Origin of the sequence: Pseudoalteromonas undina, assembly GCF_000238275.3 — a bacterium.
Taxonomy (GTDB): Bacteria; Pseudomonadota; Gammaproteobacteria; order Enterobacterales; family Alteromonadaceae; genus Pseudoalteromonas; species Pseudoalteromonas undina.
Window position 1 is genome coordinate 714,768 of sequence record NZ_AHCF03000003.1, and the last position, 20,876, is coordinate 735,643.

15 protein-coding genes and 1 other RNA gene are annotated in these 20,876 nt (G+C 37.3%); 11 read left to right on the forward strand and 5 right to left on the reverse strand.

Features of this window, described 5'->3' with window-relative positions:
• Positions 1-13 precede the first annotated feature (13 nt).
• From accA to PUND_RS06955, 3 genes are all read left to right on the forward strand, one after another.
• Positions 14-970: an acetyl-CoA carboxylase carboxyl transferase subunit alpha gene (accA, locus tag PUND_RS06945; RefSeq protein WP_008110950.1), complete on the forward strand. Its 957-nt coding sequence runs from the start codon at positions 14-16 to the stop codon at positions 968-970.
• Positions 971-1,281: 311 nt separating this feature from the next.
• Positions 1,282-2,592, forward strand: coding sequence for a tRNA lysidine(34) synthetase TilS (tilS, locus tag PUND_RS06950; RefSeq protein WP_010388153.1), 1,311 nt, complete (start codon positions 1,282-1,284; stop codon positions 2,590-2,592).
• A complete protein-coding gene (locus PUND_RS06955) occupies positions 2,589-2,930 on the forward strand; it encodes a hypothetical protein (protein WP_010388155.1) in 342 nt (113 codons plus the stop codon). Before tilS ends, PUND_RS06955 begins: the two co-directional genes overlap by 4 nt.
• A 57-nt stretch (positions 2,931-2,987) precedes the next feature.
• Here the strand turns inward: PUND_RS06955 and PUND_RS06960 are convergent, their stop codons facing one another.
• Positions 2,988-3,884, reverse strand: coding sequence for a GGDEF domain-containing protein (locus tag PUND_RS06960; RefSeq protein WP_010388157.1), 897 nt, complete (start codon positions 3,882-3,884; stop codon positions 2,988-2,990).
• Positions 3,885-4,010: 126 nt separating this feature from the next.
• Here PUND_RS06960 and PUND_RS06965 point away from each other — a divergent pair, with 126 nt between their 5' ends.
• Positions 4,011-5,984 carry a monovalent cation:proton antiporter family protein gene (locus PUND_RS06965; protein WP_010388159.1) on the forward strand — a complete coding sequence of 658 codons (1,974 nt, stop codon included), beginning with the start codon at positions 4,011-4,013 and terminating at the stop codon, positions 5,982-5,984.
• 10 nt (positions 5,985-5,994) lie between these two features.
• On the opposite strand, the gene PUND_RS06970 is transcribed toward PUND_RS06965, so the two are convergent.
• A complete protein-coding gene (locus PUND_RS06970) occupies positions 5,995-7,140 on the reverse strand; it encodes a patatin-like phospholipase family protein (RefSeq protein WP_010388160.1) in 1,146 nt (381 codons plus the stop codon).
• Between the two features lie 172 nt (positions 7,141-7,312).
• Here PUND_RS06970 and PUND_RS06975 point away from each other — a divergent pair, with 172 nt between their 5' ends.
• From PUND_RS06975 to PUND_RS06995, 5 genes are all read left to right on the forward strand, one after another.
• On the forward strand, positions 7,313-8,191 hold the full coding sequence (locus PUND_RS06975; protein ID WP_010388163.1) for a DUF3014 domain-containing protein: 879 nt from the start codon (positions 7,313-7,315) through the stop codon (positions 8,189-8,191).
• Between the two features lie 139 nt (positions 8,192-8,330).
• An RNA gene (ffs, locus tag PUND_RS06980) (signal recognition particle sRNA small type) lies at positions 8,331-8,427 on the forward strand.
• A gap of 133 nt (positions 8,428-8,560) precedes the next feature.
• The gene (locus PUND_RS06985; protein ID WP_010388166.1) at positions 8,561-9,190 is read left to right on the forward strand and encodes a TnsA endonuclease N-terminal domain-containing protein; all 630 of its coding nucleotides are present in this window, start codon (positions 8,561-8,563) and stop codon (positions 9,188-9,190) included.
• Positions 9,183-11,003, forward strand: coding sequence for a Mu transposase C-terminal domain-containing protein (locus PUND_RS06990; RefSeq protein WP_010388169.1), 1,821 nt, complete (start codon positions 9,183-9,185; stop codon positions 11,001-11,003). The genes PUND_RS06985 and PUND_RS06990 overlap by 8 nt, the downstream gene beginning before the upstream one ends.
• Positions 11,004-11,005: 2 nt before the next feature.
• Entirely contained in the window at positions 11,006-12,007 is a 1,002-nt protein-coding gene (locus PUND_RS06995; RefSeq protein ID WP_010388173.1) for a TniB family NTP-binding protein, read from the forward strand.
• 35 nt (positions 12,008-12,042) lie between these two features.
• Here PUND_RS06995 and PUND_RS07000 read toward each other — a convergent pair whose 3' ends face one another.
• The 3 genes from PUND_RS07000 to PUND_RS07010 form a co-directional block, all read right to left on the reverse strand.
• Complete coding sequence (locus PUND_RS07000; protein WP_010388176.1) at positions 12,043-13,074, reverse strand: DEAD/DEAH box helicase family protein; 1,032 nt, start codon at positions 13,072-13,074, stop codon at positions 12,043-12,045.
• Complete coding sequence (locus PUND_RS07005) at positions 13,059-14,624, reverse strand: ATP-dependent nuclease (protein WP_010388178.1); 1,566 nt, start codon at positions 14,622-14,624, stop codon at positions 13,059-13,061. Before PUND_RS07005 ends, PUND_RS07000 begins: the two co-directional genes overlap by 16 nt.
• A 123-nt stretch (positions 14,625-14,747) precedes the next feature.
• Entirely contained in the window at positions 14,748-16,337 is a 1,590-nt protein-coding gene (locus PUND_RS07010) for a hypothetical protein (RefSeq protein ID WP_010388180.1), read from the reverse strand.
• A gap of 141 nt (positions 16,338-16,478) precedes the next feature.
• Here PUND_RS07010 and PUND_RS07015 point away from each other — a divergent pair, with 141 nt between their 5' ends.
• Together PUND_RS07015 and PUND_RS07020 are read left to right on the forward strand one after the other, a co-directional pair.
• Positions 16,479-16,805 carry a helix-turn-helix domain-containing protein gene (locus PUND_RS07015; RefSeq protein WP_010388182.1) on the forward strand — a complete coding sequence of 109 codons (327 nt, stop codon included), beginning with the start codon at positions 16,479-16,481 and terminating at the stop codon, positions 16,803-16,805.
• 36 nt (positions 16,806-16,841) lie between these two features.
• A complete protein-coding gene (locus PUND_RS07020; protein WP_010388184.1) occupies positions 16,842-20,876 on the forward strand; it encodes an NACHT domain-containing protein in 4,035 nt (1,344 codons plus the stop codon).

The window sequence follows — 20,876 nt, forward strand, 5'->3', positions numbered from 1 at the left end:
GGTAGTTTAGAGCATGAGCCTCAATTATCTTGATTTTGAGCTTCCAATCGCAGAATTAGAAGCAAAAATTGAAGAATTACAAAATGTAAGCCGCGCTGGCGAATTAGACCTTGGATTAGAAGAGGAAGTCAGCAAACTTAAAGAAAAGAGCGCACAAATGAAGGAGAAAATTTTCTCTGAACTTGGTGCTTGGCAAGTATCACAGCTAGCACGTCATCCGCTGCGTCCTTATACTCGAGATTATATCGAGCGTATTTTTACGGAATTTGATGAGTTTGCGGGTGATCGTACGTTTGCTAACGACCCTGCAATTTTAGGCGGCGTTGCTCGTTTAGATGGTGAACCTGTTATGGTGATCGGTCAGCAAAAAGGCCGTGGTACTGCTGAAAAAATTAAACGTAATTTTGGCATGCCAAAACCAGAAGGTTACCGTAAAGCATTGCGCTTAATGGAAATGGCTGAGCGTTTTAAAATGCCAATCATGACCTTTATCGACACCCCAGGTGCATACCCAGGTGTTGGCGCAGAAGAGCGTGGTCAGTCTGAAGCAATTGCACGTAACCTAAAAGTAATGGCCGCACTAAAAGTACCTACAATTTGTACTGTTATTGGTGAAGGTGGTTCAGGTGGTGCATTAGCGATTGGTGTTGGCGACAGAGTAAACATGCTGCAATACAGCACTTACTCAGTTATTTCACCAGAAGGCTGTGCCTCTATCTTATGGAAAAGTGCTGATAAAGCGCCACTTGCAGCAGAAGCAATGGGTGTAACAGCCGAGCGTGTTAAAGAGCTAGATTTAATCAACAACCTAGTTGATGAGCCGCTAGGTGGTGCACACCGTAATTATGATGCCATGGCACGTAATTTAAAAGTTCGCCTTAAGCGCGATTTAGCAGACTTACAAGCGTTATCGCTTGAAGAGATGCTTGACCAACGTTACAAGCGTTTAATGTCGTTTGGTTATTGCTAAACATAGCTAAATAACCTGAACTCTGGATAATTAATCTATCTCAAGCAGCTATTTTCAGCGCTAACTGCGTTGAATTTACTTGCAATAGGCCAGCTATTGACGCGAAAATTCGCCTTGTTTTCACTGTAAATCTCTGGCTAGAGAGAATAAATCTAATTATTACTATGATTCAATATGTTAGTAAATCTCTTAACCAAAGTTCAGGTTAAATAGAGAAAAAAGCCGCCTATGCGGCTTTTTTTGTTTTAAAATACCGTAACGTAGAGCCTTTTTTATTCGGGTTATTAGCAATTCACTCATTGGTTATAATAATGCACACATCACATATTTATCTGCAGGTACAAAAAGCCCTCAATCATTATATAGAAAACGGGCAATTCACATTTACTGTAGCCTTATCTGGTGGCGTAGATTCGGTGGTGTTGTTGCAGATAATGCATGGGTTAAAAGAGCAGTGGCCACAATTAAATTTAAGTGCAATTTATGTAAATCATGGCTTAAGTGATAACGCCCATCACTGGCAGCAATTTTGCCAAGCACGTTGTGAGCAACTTTCAATTGATTTTAAAGCGGCACACGTCATTATTAAGCAGCAATCGCGCACCAGTATTGAAGCGCAGGCTCGCGAAGCTCGTTATCAAGCACTTGATGAATATAGCCCAAATGATAGTATCATTTTGTTAGGCCAGCATTTAAACGACCAAGTAGAGACATTTTTACTTCGTTTAAAGCGCGGCTCAGGCTTAAAAGGGCTCGGCGCTATGCAGCAAACTCGCGTGCTTGAAAGTGGCCGTGAGTGCTATAGGCCATTATTGGCGGTAAAACGCAGCGAGATAGAAGCGTTTGCCCAGCAATTTAATATTAGCCATATTACCGATGAATCCAACGCCAATGAGCGCTTTGATCGTAATTTTTTGCGCCAGCAAATAGTGCCTAAGTTGGCAGAGCGTTTTACTGGGTTTGAGCAGTGTACAGCACGAAGTATTGAATTATTGCAGCAGCAACAAGCATTGCTTGATGAATATACCCAGCAAGATCTCGCACAGTGTCTTAACCAATATCAGGCGCTTAATATACAAAATATGGCTCATTACAGCGCTATTCGCATTGCGAATCTTCTGCGCGCATGGCTGGCTCTATTTACCCATACCATGCCTTCGCAAAAACAGTTAATGCAAATAATGAGTCAGGCTATTCATGCGCAAGCTGATGCGCAAATGGTTATTGAGCTAAGCGGTGGGCAAATACGCCGCCACCAAGGTTATCTGTATTTTGTGCAACCGAGACCTTTAGCCGTTAATATTGAACGGGTAACAAGTCACGAACTAGTACTTAATGACGGAAAAATACTACAATGTTTGCAAGGGGTGGGTGTACGCGCGCCCAAATCGGATGAACAAGTTAGTGTGCGTTTTAACTGTAATAGCGCGCGTATTAAACCACTAAAAAAGCCAGGCAGTAATACGCTTAAGCATTGGTTTAAAGATGCAAAGGTAGCGCCTTGGCTACGTGCTGATATTCCATTAATTTTTTACAACGATGAGCTAGTACAAGTGGTTGGTTATTTTATTAGTGATAACCATAAAGATGATACTGGTTTTATTTGGGAGTATAAATCATGAGTCAGCAGCCTCATGTTGGGCTGTCGCTTATCAATAAGGCACCCATTGGCATATTAATTACGCTATTGATTGCGGTTTTATCGAATGTATTTTTAACCCTTAATATTACTACCCTCGGCTACGCTGTATTGGGTGGTATGGTATGTGCCGCCATTTTACTTGCCTACTGGTTGGGTAAAGGGGGCGTGTTTTTCATTTTAGGAGTGAGTACGCCTTTAATGTTGGTGCTTTTTACACCACTTGCAACAATTGCGGCATTACTTAATTTACTCAGTGGCTTCTTTTTTGGTTTTTGCACCATGCTACTAATTTACAAATACTTTATATTAAAAAAGTAGCGTAAAAAAGCCCAGCGGGGGAGGCTGGGCTTTTCAAATATTATGTTCTTTTATTGTTTAATAGGCTTTTGCGCAGTTTCGCCCAGATGCTTTTGCTTTATACAAGCCCTTGTCCGCACGAGAAAATATCTCATTTTGGCAATCATCACTGTTAGTTAGGGTAAAACCAATACTGGTTGTTACATTGTACTTAGACATAATCGGTGAGTTTCTTACTAAACGCATGATACGTTCAGCAATCACTTTATTGGTGGTAAAAGCGGGGTCCTCAATTAGTATTGAAAACTCATCGCCACCAAAACGAAATACTGAATCTGTGCCTCTAATACTACTAGATAAAACTGTGGCAAATTCTATTAAAACGTCATCGCCAATTTTATGACCATAGTTATCATTTACTTGTTTAAAATTATCTAAATCAAGCAGCATTAAACTAAATGGATGGCCGTTACGTCTATGATTTTCAAGCTTTTGTTGTAGCATGTCATTAAATTGACTACGGTTGTTTAACCCCGTCAACGAGTCTTTTGTTGCTAGCTTTAATACACGGTTGTACATTATTGCATTTCGTAGTGGATAAATTAATACACTGTGAAAATGCTGCAGCTTTTTTTCAATAGCCGCACTAAGCGGATATTTTGTGTAATAAGTGAGTGTGCCTAAATGCTCACTTTCAACTTTTAGATCAAATGAGTATGCTGGGCTTTCAACATCACTATTGGGTGTTTTAACATCAATACATGATGTTTGAAAGTGTACCCCAGAAAAATTAAGCAGCTGTTTTGCAAAATTTGCAAATGTGCCTAAAATATCTTCCAGCACTAAGCTGGTTTGTAGTTTGGCCGCCAGCTCATGCAGTGCTGTTGGTGTATTGCTATTGTATTGCTCTGCTGAAAACGGCAAAAATTCACCGCGACCAGAGATACGTTGTGTCAAAATATGAACGTTTTCCACTATTTCTTCCCCCTATAGTATTACTTTTTATAAATAAGCAGATTGCGTGCCATATTTTTATTCTGGCTGAAAGTTATGCGATTGCTATAGTTAAGTCACATCCCATAGATTATTTTAAGGTTTGCGTTGCAAAGTATTAATGCTCAGATTTTTGGACTTTTAGTCGCTGCGGTTTTATTTGTATGGCTATTTAAGCGCATAGGGCTTCCCCCTGTGTTGGCTTATTTGGCTGTGGGTTTATTAGCGGGTGGTCATGGTGTTGGCTGGATGACGCAAAGCCATGAGATGGACTTTATTGCAGAGCTAGGTATTGTATTTTTGCTGTTTAGCTTAGGTTTGGAGTTTTCTGTATCGCGCCTAATGGCGATGCGTAATATTGTATTTGGTTTAGGGTCGCTACAAGTATTTGTTAGTAGTATTTTGCTGATTGTGATTCTGCATTTATTAAATTTTAATTTATTAACCAGTTTTACCATTGGCATTATTATTACGCTCTCCTCTACTGCGGTGGTTGCCAAATTATTAAAAGAGAGCGGCGATTTAAATAAACGCCGTGGGCAATTGGCAATCGGCGTTTTATTATTTCAAGACATTGCTGTTGTACCATTACTGATTATTTTACCGTTATTTGCCAGCAGTGACTCAAATGGTATTGGCTGGGCTCTGTTATTTGCACTAACTAAAGGTGCGTTTGTCTGCGTGTTGCTATGGGCAATTGGCAAATGGGTTTTACCTAGAGTATTTAATGAAGTGGCATTAGCAAAAAGTGATGAACTATTTGTTTTAACTACTTTATTAGTTGCTTTGTTTGCGGGTTTACTTACTTATTCATTTGGCTTATCAATGGCATTAGGGGCATTTTTAGCGGGTATGATGCTTGGTGAAAGCCATTACCGCCATCAGCTAGAAGCGGATATTCGCCCGTTCCGTGATATTTTAATGGGGTTATTTTTTGTCACCGTAGGTATGCAGCTAGATATCAGCTTTGTTGTTAATCATGCGGGTATTATTGTTGCTGCCTTACTGGGCATTCTAGTCTTAAAAATCGCCGTAGTAACCGTATCGTCTTTATTTATGGGAGAGCGAAAACAGGACGCATTAGCTTGCGCTATTATGTTATGGCAAATGGGTGAGTTTGGTTTTGTGTTAATAGCACTCGCAGCACAGCATGACTTACTGAGTGCGGAGCAAGTATCATTTTTAATTGCCATGGGTGTAATTTCTATGGCTCTCACCCCGTATTTAATCGATAAAACCCCCTTTATTTTAAAGCGACTGGGTATGTTAGAACGCACTAAGTTTGCCTATGAAGATGAGCCACAAAGCAGTACGCTTTATAATAATCATGTAGTTATATGTGGATTTTCTCGGGTAGGGCAAACTATTGCTCGCTTTTTATCGCCAGAGGCTATTGATTATGTGGCCATTGAAAGCGATCCCATACTAGTGCAAGAAGGAAAAGCGGCGGGTGAACCTTTATTGTTTGGTCACGTTGAGCAAAAAGATATTTTAAAGTGCGCAGGGGTAGAGCGAGCACGCTTAGTGATTATTACTTTTACGGAATTTCAACAAACTCAAATAGTGATTGATGCCATAAAACAGGTTGCTCCTAAGGTAAAAATACTCATAAGAACCCGTGACGACAGCCAATTAGAGCGTTTAAAAGATTTAGGCGTCACTGAAGTTGTGCCTGAAGCGCTCGAGGCAAGTTTAATGCTGGTCTCACATGTGTTGTCTATGTCGGGTGTACCAATGAGCCGAATAATTCGCCGTGTTAGTAGCGAAAGACGTAACCGCTATAAGCTATTACAAAGTTTTTTTGCAGGCGAAAACATCGAAAGCGATACCAATTTGCCCGAACGGTTAGAGTACTTACATGTCATTGCCTTGCCGGATAAAGCATTTGCGGTAAACAAGGCTATTAGTGAGCTTAATTTAGCTAAAAGAAAGGTGTTAATTAAGGCGCTTCGGCGTGAAGGTGAAGAGATAGAGATGCCACAAGAGCATACCGTACTATACGCAAATGATATTATAGTGTTGCAAGGCAAACCGAGGCGAGTAGAGCATGTTGAGCATTACTTGCTCGATGGCATTGAGTAAGAGTAGCCTCTTAGTCTAGCTCTAAAAACTTTCTCATCTCGGGAAGTTGCTTCATGCCATCTTCGTATCCAATTTGAATTAAGTGCTGGGTATAGCGTTTTTCAAATAATAAGTAACTGGTTAAACTCGACTGAGAGCGTTTTTTAACCCCGATCATACGCAGTAACACTTTAATTGCCCAAGGCATATCATCATAGTATTGCGCTGCAATTGCATTAAAGTTTTGCGAGGGGTTAATGATAAAGCTGTCTATTTGTTTTAACTCTTGATGCTTTTGTCTATCGGGTAATAACCCCAGCGTACGATTTACTCGATCTAATCGTTCTAAATCAGATTGCATAGTGTCGGTAAATACACTGTCGAGTAAGTGGCCTGCTACAGCAGAAAGCCCGGGGAAATGCGCAGAGTAACCTGGAGGGTGAGGTTCCTTGGGTTGTTCAACACCAATAATAAATATTTTATTTGCCCCTAAGTGAATAGACGGGCTTAAAGGTGAAAGTTGATGTATAGAACCATCACCAAAGTAGTGGTTATAAATATTTACACTAGGAAAAACCATAGGAATAGCACTTGAGGCCATTAAATGCTCAACATTAATTCGCGTAGCGCGACCTTCGCGTTTTGCTCGCTGCCAAGAATGCTGCGTATTTGACTGAAAAAAAGCAACAGAATCACCGGTCGTATAACTAGATGCTGTAATCGACAGCGCCTCTAAGTAGTCACGATGTAAGTTACGTTCAATTCGATGTAAATCAAGAATATCGTTTAATAGCTTTCTAAGTGGCCGATTATTTAATAAGCTCGCCGGTGGATGGTTTATATGCTCAGACTGAAAACTAGTTAAAATATTACGAGTAATATGACCAAACACACTCAAAAAGTCACTTTTATATACCATAGAGGTGGAAAAGTTTTTCCATACTGTCTCTAGCTTTCTAACGGCTAAATGCATACATGAAGCGTAACACGCTAACGCCGCAGAATTAATTGCGCCAGCAGATGTACCATTTATCACTCTAAAGGGCAGCGGGGCAGTTCTGGGCATACTTTGCGCTAATGCTTTTAACACGCCCACTTGGTAAGCTGCTCGGGCACCACCACCGGTGAGTAATAAAGCCACTTTTGGTTTACTAGGATCGACTTGCTTAATTTTCATGTTACGTATTTAAACTGTTCACTGTCTTTACTTTATTTATTCACTGTAAGTCTTTAAGCTAGAAGAATCAAAGGATACATAACTTACATTAATAAATATTGGTGTAAATTATGAATTAAATCTGTTTAGAGTACTCTAAACAGTATCGCATTTTTATATTTATGGAGTTCGTATGTCAGATAAACCATCAGGATCAGACGTTCAAAAACGTCCGCCGAATAATAACCTTATCTTTGCAGGGGTTATTTTATTAATTATCATTATTGCCGCTGCGTTTGTTTTATTAAAACCAAGTGAAGCTCCAAAAACAGTTATGCAGGTTGAAGAACCAGTAAAAGAGCAACCTATTATGGAGTTAAAGCCTGAAAACGATCCTGTGGTAGGTGCGCCCTCTGTTAAGCCTGAAAAACCTGCGGAATTAGATGTTCCAGCTCAGCGTCCAGAAGTTGAGCCCGAAGCTGAAGTTGTATCTTTACCAACGTTAAACGACAGCGACCCTGTAGTCATTGCAAAATTAGATGAATATTTGGGTGATGTAGCGATGAGCTTAGTGTTAAATGATGATGTTATTCGCCGTGGCGTAGTGTTTGTCGATAATTTAGCAAAAGGCAAAGTGGCTACCAAGCATACCCCAGTTGCAAAATTAGAAGAGGGTTTTAGCGTAAACGAAGGCGATATTTTAACAATTGATCCTAATAGCTATGAACGCTATACCCCATATGTAAAAGTACTCACAAGTATGAGTGCAGCTCAAGCTGTGCGTTTATATGATGAGTATAAACCACTGATCAACAGCGCATATACTGAAATTGGTTATGGTGATGATGAGTTTACTCAAACACTTGAAGATGCCATTGACCTGTTACTTGATACTCCTGAGCCAAAAGGTAGCTTACCATTATTGCGTGATTCAGTGACTTATCAGTATGCGTTTTCTGAATGGGAGCAATTACCCGCTGCGCAAAAGCAACTTTTACGCATGGGCCCAGAGAATATGAAAAAAGTAAAAGCGGCACTACGTAACATAAAAGCAGAGTTAGAGAGCAATTAATAATCGCTTTAACACCTAAATAGACTGCGATTGTATATGAAGTATGCAATCGCACTTTCTTTTTTGATTATCCCTTGAATAACAGAGCAAAAGTAGAGATAATCTCAATCGCGCCAACCAAGGCCCTCAATGGTAGTCTTATTGGTCCTCTCGCAACACTAGCAGGCGAACCTGGTCAGGCCCGGAAGGGAGCAGCCACAGTTTGTGACGTGTGTGCCGAGATGTGGCTGGTAAGACTGCCACCCAAATTCCTCATTTGGGTGTTGTTTGAAGTATAAGTTGACATATTTGTACTAAAAGATGGCATAAATTGGAAGTATAAGGTGGCATAGTCTAGTATTTAACCAAATGGTTAGATGGTTGACTCACATGTACAGAAGAAAACTCAAACACTCCCGTGTTAAAAACCTCCATAAATTTGCTAGTCAAAAAAATAAATCTACCTGTTTAGTTGAATCCTCTTTAGAGTTTGATGCGTGTTTCCATTTTGAATTTTCACCATCAATAGCCGCATTTGAGGCACAGCCACTCGGTTACGAATATCAGTTTGATAACCTTATTTGCCGTTACACACCTGACTTTTTACTTACCCACACAGACGGCACGCAAAAATTTATAGAAGTAAAACCGCAAAGCAAAATTGCCGACGAAGACTTTCGTGCACGTTTTATTGAAAAGCAAACCATAGCTAAGCAAGATGGACGCGATTTAATACTGGTTACTGATAAACAAATCCGTGTATACCCAACACTCAATAACTTAAAGCTTTTGCATCGCTACTCTGGTTTTCAGTCTTTAACAGAGCTGCAAGCATCGGTGCTAGAACTTGTTAAGCAATACGGCTCTATTAAAGTGGGCCAGTTAGTTAGCTTTTTAAAAGTAACTGCCGGTGAGCTACTTGCTACGGTGCTACGCTTATTATCACTAGGGCAGTTATTTGCCGACTTAACTACAAATGAAATATCAATAGAAACAGCAATTTGGTCTAACAATGTTTAATGACGGGCTGTTTGAAGATGAATTTAACCAGCCATTACCAAAAGTAGAAACCAAACTACCTCAAAATTACGCCAAAGATTTACAAGCCCTTCCTGAAAAAATTAAAACAACAACATTTGCTAAGCTTAAATATATTCAATGGCTTGAGGCTAATATTCAAGGCGGTTGGACACAAAAAAATCTTGAGCCTTTATTGAAAGTAATGCCTGAAGTTGAGGGAGAAAAAAAGCCCAGTTGGAGAACCGCAGCACGATGGTATAGCGCTTATACCAATGCTGATAAAAATATCATGGCGTTAATACCAAGCCATCAAAAAAAGGGTAACAGGGAGCGCGATACAGCCACCGATAAGTTTTTTGAAAAAGCACTTGAGCGTTACTTAGTAAAAGAAAAACCATCAGTAGCTTCGGCTTACAAGTATTACGCAGACTTAGTTATCATTGAAAACGACAGCGTTGTGGGCAGTGTTTTAAAGCCTTTAACATACAAAGCGTTTAAAAACAGAATAGATAACTTACCGCAATACGAAGTAATGATTGCTCGTTATGGTAAGCGCCTTGCTGATATTGCTTTTAATAAAGTAGAAGGGCATACACGGCCTACCCGAGTACTCGAAAAAGTTGAAATTGACCATACACCGCTTGATCTTATTCTATTAGATGATGAGCTGCATATCCCACTTGGTCGGCCAACACTCACCATGTTAGTCGATGTGTATAGCCATTGTATTGTTGGCTATTACTTTAGCTTCAGTGAGCCTAGCTATGATGCAGTAAGGCGAGCAATGCTAAATGCGATGAAACCTAAAAATGAAGTGGCAAAACGATACCCAGATACGATTAATGAGTGGAAGTGTGCAGGTAAAATTGAAACACTTGTTGTTGATAACGGCGCTGAATTTTGGAGTAACAGCCTTGAGTTAGCTTGTGAAGAAATAGGCATTAATACTCAATATAACCCTGTTGCAAAGCCGTGGTTAAAACCGTTTGTAGAACGTATGTTTGGCACAATTAACACTGAGTTATTAGATCCGATTCCAGGTAAAACCTTTTCTAATATTTTGCAAAAACATGAATATAACCCCAAAAAAGATGCAATCATGCGTTTTACGACCTTTATGCAGCTATTTCATAAGTGGGTAGTAGACGTTTACCACCAAGATGCCGACAGCCGCTTTAAGTACATACCTAGCCAATTATGGGATCAAGGCTTTAATACGTTACCACCAACAGTGCTGAGTAATGATGATCTTCAACAATTAGATGTTGTGCTCAGTATTTCATATCATCGGGTACTTCGAAAAGGAGGTATACAGTTAGAAAATTCAAGCTATGACAGTACTGAATTAGCCAACTATAGGAAGCAATTTAGCCATAAAGTATCTCAAGAAGTTTTAATTAAATTAAACCCTGATGATATCTCTTATATATATGTATACCTCGATAAGCTAGAGCACTACATCAAAGTGCCATGTAAAGATCAAGAATATACTCAAGGCTTGAGTTTGAATCAGCATAAAATAAATATGCGCATTCATCGTGATTTTATTTCGGGCTCTATCGATAATGTAGGCTTAGCAAAAGCGCGGATGTTTATTCATAATAAAATTCAAAACGAGTTTGAAGAGTTAAAAAATGCGCCAAAAAACTCAAAGGTAAAAGGGGGGAAAGCGTTAGCTAAGCATCAAAATGTAAGTAGTGACTCACAAAAATCAATAGCTCAGAGCGAGCCAGTAGAACCCAAAAAGGTTACACCTAAAGAGCAAGTAACTGATAGCTGGGATGACTTTATCTCAGACCTAGATGGATTTTAATTATGCTGACCGACAAACAAAAAGAAAAACTGAATGAATTTCGCGATGTATTTATTGAATACCCAATAATAACCACTGTATTTAACGACTTCGACAGATTAAGACTTGGTAAAGGGTTAGCGGGCGAAAAGCCCTGCATGCTTTTAAATGGTGATACAGGCACAGGCAAAACAGCACTGATCAAGCAATACAAAGAACGACATTTACCGCAATTTATTAATGGAGTGATGAACCACCCCGTATTAGTAAGCCGCATACCTAGTAACCCGACACTAGAATCTACTTTAGCCGAGCTTCTTAAAGACTTAGGGCAAGTAGGTAGCACAGAGCGCAAACTGCGAGTAAATGGTACTCGGTTAACGACATCATTAATAAAATGCCTAAAAACGTGTGGTACAGAGCTTATAATTATTGATGAGTTTCAAGAACTGATTGAGCACAACCAAGGTAAAAAGCGCCGCGAGATTGCTAATCGATTAAAATACATTAACGACGAAGCGGGTGTATCAATTGTATTGGTAGGTATGCCGTGGGCAGAAAAAATAGCAGACGAACCACAGTGGTCATCGCGTTTATTAGTAAGGCGGCAGCTGCCTTATTTTAAGTTATCAGAAAATCCAAAGCATTTTGTACAACTGATAATTGGCCTAGCCAACCGTATGCCATTTACCGAAAAGCCAAGTTTAAGTGAGCAAGCAACAGTATTTGCCTTGTTCTCACTATCAAAAGGCTGCTTTAGAACATTAAAATACTTTTTAGATGATGCCGTACTTTATGCATTAATGGATAACGCAAAAACCCTCACGACCAAACACTTGGTTAAAGCATTTGATGTACTATTCCCTGATTTAGCAAATTTATTTACCTTGCCAGTTGCAAAAATTACAGCAAGTGAAGTCGAGCGCTATTCACTCTATAAACCTGAAAGCGCCCAAGATGAAGATCCGTTTATAACAACAAAGTTTACTGACCGGATGCCGATTAGTCAGCTGTTGAGAAAGTGAAGTGTTGACTTACAGAGCTCATAGTTATTCGGATACTAATTTTTCATATACTTAATAAGTTTTTCAGGAATAAAATAAATATTATGCTTAGCCCTAGTACATGCGACATAAAGCTTGTTCTTGGTCTGAGGTTTTAACTCTTCGAGCTTCCCATTTTCAAACAATTTTAGTGTTGTTGGATTCAAAATGATGCAAATATTTTCGAAACAATCTAGCCCTTTAGTAGCTCCCCAATTTTCTGTGTATCCCTTATATTTTCTACTATCTTGGTAAAAAAGTTTAGCAGTGTCTGGGCAACTCATTATTTCGATAGCTTGATTTTTACATTCAATAAACTCAATGTTGGTCTTGTCACTTCGATGAGAATCGATGTGTATAGATAGATTCTCACTAACAAAACTACACACTATAGGGCTACAACGGTGGCTCTTAGAAAGTAACTCTTCATCGACTACGTAACCAACGTTAGTAAATTTTGCTTTATATTTGTCATAGCAATCATGGAGCGACTTATTAACGTTTCCATCCCTAGACGTATCAAATGTATGCTGATAAAAGTCCCCAACAAATAATTGGTTTATATTTGCTGGAAAAATGCTTAATAAAAAGTTGAAATCGTGCCCTGCAAAATCTTGGACTTCATCAACGCAAATACTATCAAAATACTTTTCTATGCGCTTGATAACTTCATCATTGATACCAAGCTGTTCTATTAGTTTTGCAATGCGATTGGAGTACAATCTACTATGGCTATCGATATAGAACCTAGGATCATTCCGTTTCATCTTTAATGTATTAAATGGAGGGACATGCCAATTGATACCTTTAGTTTTTAGCTCGTGACCATATAGAGGCCTAAAACAAAATGAATATACGAATTGAAAATATGAATACACTTTAATTCCGGAAGGAATTTCCCCAAACTTTTGCAATATCCTATGCTTCAGGTTCGATAAATTGTTATCTGTATAAGTTAGTATCAGAGTTTTGGAGTCACTTTCTAACCCATTTATTATGTGGCTTGTTTTACCTGAGCCAGCGACAGCAAAAACTACTCGTTTATCCATTGGAAAGCTCTTTCTATATAGTCAGGTATTATAATTTGGTCTGCTTTTTTATCTAGTAATTCAAATGCACAGTCAGCTTTATTTTTCAGCATATACTCTTGTACTGACAGTGTTTTTCGATCAGCGAGCCAAAGCTCATCACAAACTTCTCGATTTAAGTCGTAAAGGCAGATCTCAAATGTAGTGCTGGTATTAACAGCATCATAAAAAATACCAATGTTATCTGCCACATAGCCGAGATAATTATCAATACAATTCGTTTGATAGTCGCCATCATTGTCACGTATCACAGCGGTTCTTATTCCCAAAACTTTTGCTATGTCTAAATACCTTTTAAAACTTGTACCACCAACTGAGATAACATGAATGTCATCGGCTTCTAATGAAGAGCCTGTTACCAATGAATAAAATGAGTCCAAAAGAATGTATTCAGCATCGCCCTCTACTAATATGACTTTCGCTGATAGTATGAATTCTAAAACATTATTATCAGGTGCTTTCATAAAAAATTTAGCTGTATCTTCTGGCAAGTCCCTCATTGTAAGAGGCTCAGGAGAAGAACTATTGAGGAGTATTGAGTTACGTAAATTTAATCTCGTACTTATTAAGCTATTGTGAGTAGCAACAAAAATTTGTTTAGCATGTGACTCTGATATTCTATGGACCAACCTTTTCATATTCGTATGACTAAGATGGTTTTCTGGCTCTTCTAACAATAATACGTCTAGTGGTTTATCTGCATCATGCTCTCTTAATGCAAACTCTGTTTTGATAAAGCACTGTCTGCCTTTTCCTTTATTTTCGATGGGAACGTCATCTTCAACAATATTTAGATCTGTCTCTAGGTTTGATTTAGTACTAGATCTAATCGAAAACTGGTATTCATCAAGTTTGTCATTAATTGACTTAAGGTTTGTTTCTTTAAAAGCTACTTTTTGTTGGCGGTACTCATTTTTCAACTTTATTCTGGCTGTTTGCTCGACAAAGTTGTCATATACTGCTTTTATATATTCTTTGGTTGCATAGTCATTGTTTATCTGTGAGCTATCTAATGCTAGAAATTTTAAGAATTTTCGATAGCCCGAATATGCTTGACCTGAAAAAGTTGCAAAATTAACAACGTAATATTCATAAGGGAAGTTACTTTCTTCTTGAGCTAAAACTTCTGATATTTCATGTGTTAACTCTTCATTTGGCTCACATGTTAAAACCAGCCCGTCGCAAGCAACACCTTCGGAATTAACTTTGCCATTTAAGTGAGGGTTATTTTGTTCATTTAAGTATAGCTCTATACGTAACGTGGGAAGGTTTGCAATGCTTTTATCTGAAACTAAAAATTCATTAATAATTTGCTTATTAAATAAGTTATCAATCCCTATTGAGTCGATTTTGGATTTACTACCACTTAAAACAAGCTCAATAGCTGTGAGTAGACTACTTTTTCCAGCTTCATTATCGCCTATTAATAAATTAATTTCTTCAGTAAATTGAACTTCAAAATTTGAGAATCTCTTAAAGTTAAATAGCTTAATTTTTTCAATGATCTTCATAGCATCCCTGTTTCTATTCATTTCATAAGAAGTACTAAATCATTGTGCAAAATAGCCAGCTAATTAGCAAGTGGTAGGTTTTAAGCCTATAAATTTAAATATCCACAAATCATTTTCATATAGTTAGTTTCCCGCAGGTAGCATTTGTATCTTTAAATCGTACTTGCGTACAAAGTAATTGGATTCTTTTACTACTGCTAGCTTTTCCTCAAAAAATGATAAGCAAGTATTTATAATGCTTTCAGGCTTTAGTAAGTGCTCTAATTTATATGAAACATTCATTTTATCTGCTTGCTCGACAAAAAAATTGTAATTATGGGAAGGTGGAAATTCGTTTTTTAACAGCTCAAATATGTATTTTGTATCTATGGGGGTATTGATTGGGTAGCTGTCAATAAACTCTGCTAACTTACTAAATATTAATATATACCAGCGATCAAACATCCAAAGCTGAGGGTGTGAATTATTTGTTTTTAATAAAGCTGGATACTTGGGATTTTTAACATTAAAATTTTCGTTGGGAGCCATATCGCTTTGTGAAGCTAGCCATATTTTCCATTTAGGGTAATCATTTGAAAAATATCTATCTTGTTCTAATGCATAAATGTCAGCATAGTTTGTTACCTGCTCTATAAACTTATATTTTTCTAGTTGCTTTTCTTTTTCAGTAATAGCTGTAAATTTTGCTCTTTCTAAAGCCGAACGTGGAGGTGTAAAGTTAAGCCATTCGAATTTAAAATGTTTTGATTTTTTTATTCGACCTACGATGATCTGGCCTGATTCTTTTTTGAGGATATCGGGAATATCATGTTGAAATAAAAGAGCAATATTTAGCACTCGTTCTTGGTTAGATTTATTGAAAGCAATGCATTTTAAAAGTAAAAAATGTTCATGCTCTACTTCAAGTGACACTTTTTCGAACTTTATACTTTTACTTTTTACTACTTGGGCTGATAAATCGTAATTTTTACCATTGATATCATGATTAAATTCAATGCTGTGACTGGGGATTTTTAGTTGCTGTCGCTTTTTTAAGTTATTAAATTTACGAAGTGCTCGCTGTCTTGATTCTTCAATTTGTTGTCGAATTTTTTTATTCATTTCTATTTGGTTGAGTTCAACTTTTTGATTTATTTCTTCTCTTAATTGATCCTCACACCAACCAAATAACCAACTAGACGTATCATCATTATGCTTAAGAGCACAATTTACATCAGCATAATCCGAATCAATATAAACTGATAAATCATACTCTAAGGAAGCGATTTTCTTTTCACGATAAAAGTTAATTTTCTCTGCTGAGCAAGGCGATGTTACCTTAATTTCAACTAATAAATCACCGACATCAGTTTCTAACTTCACATCGGCTATGTATTTGTTATGAATGCTATATTCAAGTTTGGCAGAGTTTATTAAGGCTTTTCTACTAGGTTCAGTTTTGCTGTAACCTCTATGGGAAATAGTAATCGCTGGGAGGTTTATTGTTTTAGCCGTTAAAAAATATTCTTGAGCGTACCGATGCAAGGCGGTCATTAAGCATGTTCTAGATTCTTCTTTTGTAGTATGAGCAAATGAATGAGCATTTATAGTGCCGCCATTGCGTGCCACTAAAGGGTCATTACACGCGATACAAAAACAATTACATGCTTTACCATTTTTGACATTATTTATTGAAACAACCTTACCAGAAGCATCGCTAGCAAAAACAAGCATAAAATCCCTTTTAACTCATAAATGTATAGTTTAAGACATTACTAATTAAGTGTATATTTAAAAACTAAAATATCCTTAGTACACTTATGGGTTAGATACTAAGAGAATCTTAGCAAGATATGTTTTATAGCTAAGGTTCACATGGAAACTCCAACACCTTCACGCCTAAAATTTGCAAGAAAAGCAGCTGGCCTTACTCAGCAACAGCTAGGTATGGCATTAGGAATGGAGCCAAATACGGCTAGTGCACGCATGAACCAATATGAAAAAGGCAAACATGCCCCTGATTTTTTAACCATGAAACGCATTGCTAAAGAGCTAGATGTGCCAGTAGCTTACTTTTATTGTGAAGAAGATGATTTAGCTGAACTAATTTGCGCATGGGGTAAAGCAGACCAGCATGATAAGGCGAAATTACTTAATAGTATGAAAACTTCCAAAATATCTTTAGGCTTAATTAAAGAGTAAATACCTTACTTTAATTTGTGAATATACAGAGAATCTATGACCTCAAATATTTATCTTCAGCGTACTCTTGAAAATGATGAGCAAATTTATGCTGAAGATGAACTCTTGAGTGTCTCTAAGTGCGTAATTATTTTAGCAGAACCAGGAGCAGGTAAGACTGAGTTTCTTAAAAGCTTAGCAAGTAAGGCTAATACTAACCCAGTCACTGCTAGCAAGTACTTGTATTCTAGTAAATTATTTAGGGATTTTCTTGTTATAGATGCCTTGGATGAACTATCCAAGATTGACAACTGTGGTATACACAAATTATTAGCTAAAGTCATAGAGTCAAAACCTGAAACTTTAATAATATCAAGTCGCTCAAGTGAATGGAGCAGTGACTCAACACAAGCAGTTATAGAGTATTTAGAATGTGATCCTTTGGTATTAAGGCTGAGGGAGTTTAATGAATTAGAACAAAGGAAGATTTTTGATCACCACTTGCCTGATGAAGATTTTGATAATTTTTATACAGAAGTATCACGCTTTAATTTAGATGTTTTGCTTCCGAACCCCCAGTTTTTGAAAATGTTTGCAGATGCCTACATTGAAAGTAATCGAAAATTTAAAAGTAAAAGCTCTATCTTTGAAAAAGCAGTTGAGCACTTAGCTAAAGAGCTTAACCCTTCGGCAAAAAGAAGAACTGGAATAGATTTCCCGTATAAGAAAAAAATAGAGCTCGCTTCAGAAGTATTTTCTAAAACTCTTTTATCAGGTGCTGAAGGAGTAAGTGTTAGTGATTTATCAGAGGAATACTTATACCCCAATATCAATGCACTAATAAGAGAGGGCTTAGATCTATCGAGCATTATAGATTCTCGCTTATTTAAACTTGCAGATGATGTTGATCAGCATCGAGCTGTTCACAAGATTATTGCTGAATATTGTGCCGCCCAGTATTTAGTAAAGCGAATACAGAGTAATCAAGATCCACTAACTTTAAGAGTTTGTAAAACAGTAATAGCTTCAAATAATATTGTTCGTGATGAATTGAGAGGAATGCTTGGTTGGATGGCTACTCTCGGCGGGTTAGCGCTACAACATGAAATTATAAAGCTTGATCCTTATGCTGTGCTAGCTAATGGAGACCCCTCACAACTTGATCGCTCATCTAAAAGGTTGCTTTTATCACAGTTAACACAAATTGAAAAAAATGACCCGTATTTTAGAAGAGGTGATTTTTGGCGGCGATACAGTACAGTTAGTTTTTTTGATAAAAATATGGCTGAAGATATTAAGCCAATTTTAGAAAATAAAAGTGATGGGCATTTACGAGACTTAGTATTAACTATAATCAAAGAATCTCAGGTTATTGAGCACTTAACCCCCAATCTCATAAACATACTATTCGAACCTAATGAGAGATTAGATACTCGAAGGCTTGCTATGGAATGTTTGTTTTCGCTTGTTGATGATATTAAAATACTCGAAACATTAATATCTGAGTCTAGTAATACCTCTCTAAACATCGCAGCTAAAGGGATTGAATTCTTAGGTGCTAATTCTATTGATTTAGGCATACTAAAACGCTTCTTTCGAGCATGTTCAAATCTCTACCCTACTGAAAAAACCTCACTAGATGATAGACGGTTACAAGGCAATCGATATTTCATCAATAAATTGGTATGGACTTTAAGTGCTGAAAATACAGAACGATTATTAAATTTTTTAACCGATGAGTTAACTTGCAGTTGTGGTAAAGAGTACTATGAATGTTTTTGTAGAGACGGGATAAGCAAGCTTGTAGGTAAATTGCTCGATCATTACTTTGATATTACTAGCCTCCCTTATAACCCAGAACAGATATGGGGGTGGCTAAAAAACTTAAATTATCACAGGGACGAAAGTGAAAACTTCTGTAAGTCTGTAAAAGCAATTAGAGAAAATAAAGACTTAAGACAAGGACTTTTTAAAACCGCTTTTTCTGGTATAACTGAACGTAAAAAAATCTACAATCTTAAACAAAGTAGGTTTGAACCACATTGCGGTGCGCATTCTGGATTATGTTTTTCCGTTGAAGATATTGAATACCTAATCAATTTAGCATTTGAAGAAAACAATTTAGAACTGTGGTCAACTTTTATTACGAGGCATTATTACTTCCAGCATAATAAGCTCAAGTTGAATAATCAGATACGCAGTATCATGCGTAAACAAGCTAATCAAAAGCTAGAATTTATGCGAGAGTGGGCAAAAGCAAATAATACAGATTACTCTATTGGATTACAGATACGAAAACGAAATTCGAAGTTTAATAGACTAGATAGAAAGAACAAAAAATGTGAGAGCCAAAATCGTGCAGACAACATTAGCTTTATCCAGAGAAACCGCGCTTTAATCGAATCTGGAGGGCATTTCGGGTGGTTAGTTAATTTTTCAGAGTGTTTGTTATTTGAACCTGAAAATATACAAAAAGAGTTTGGTGATGAAGAACTAATGAGAACTTCATTAAAAAACTGCACTAGCCTGATTGCTCCCGATGTACCTAACTTACAGAAACTTGCGGAGTTGAGGAGTCAATCGCAGAGGTTACATGTTGAAACAGTTTTGTATGCTTTGTGCTTAGAAACAATACGTATGGAGGGAACTCTAGACAATATTAGTAAGCAAATACTTTCTGCTGTGAAAACTAGATGTAATACTTATTATGACGCAGTAACTGAAGATGAACGTGATCTTCTTAAGTGTGAAATTGATCGTTTGTTATTTCCTGATGTAACTTCCAAAGAGAGTTACTTAAAAGAGTATGTTGAGCCTCAATTAGACAGGTTTAAATGCGAACACCCCGAAGTAGAAGTACTAAGAGACGATGAAATATTTAGTGATTTTAAAGCCAATTTACCCTTAGAGTGGTTAAACAAGTATTCTGGCCTGAGCTATTATGTGTTGGATATTTTATTTGATTTAGCCGTTCATTATGGTGATGAAGAACAGCTTAAAGATTTGATCTTAATTCGTTGCGATGAATGGCTGGGTCGAATTGAATCACCTCATATAGATAAGCCTGAAGAGAAAATCATACAATTCTGGTTTTTAAGAGCTTTTTATTTTTTGAATTTATGCGATTCCCAAAAGCTTTTTTATTTCCTTACTCAGAAGAAAAGCTCAATATTTTTATTCGAGGGAATATCAAGTAGTTTAAACTCAGGAAGTCGCGATACTTTTCCAAGTTTATCTAGCGATAAAATATATCTATTATTAGATCGCTTTATTGAAGATTGGCCACAAGTTAACTTGCCTTCCTTTTATGGCACCTCTAGTCCTGACGGAGAAAGAGCATATCGATTTCTGGTTGATATATCTAGGCAAATTGAATTGGACGCTTCTGAGAGAACAATTCATATTATTGAACAGTTAATTGAGGACTCTCGTTTTCAAGTTATGCGCCAAAATCTTAAAAGTATGAGAGCAAATCAAATTCGTGCTTTAGCTTTGAGAAACTTTATTCCTCCGAATATCTCAAAGGTTATAGACCTTTTGGATAATTGTGATGTTGTTACTGTTGAAGGACTTAGAGATAGAATTTTGTATGAGCTAGATAAATATCAAAAAGATATTAAGGGTGGGGAGTTTAACCCAGGAAATCGTTTTTATTCACAAGGAGGAGTTCGCCTTGATGAAGTTAGCTCAGTAGAAATTATTGCAGAGTATTTGAAGCCTCGCTTAGAAGCAGACAGCATAGTTATCAATGCAGAGCATCAAACAAAAGATAAAAATAGAATTGATATTACTGCTTCCAAAGTAATGGATGGTATTCGAAGATTACTTGTGATTGAAGCTAAAGGGCAGTGGCATACAGAACTGTTTTCAGCAGCAGGAAACCAACTGGCAGAAAGATATTCAATTCATCCTGACGCTGAAGGACAAGGTATTTATCTTGTTATTTGGTTTGGGGCTGAAGAAAAGGTAGCGAATAGAAAGCAGCATGGCTTGAAAAGCGCAGATGAACTTAAAGTAAAATTAGAAAATGACTTACCTAAAAATCTTGTAGGGCTGATTGATATATTTGTTTTAGATGTTTCAAAAGATTAA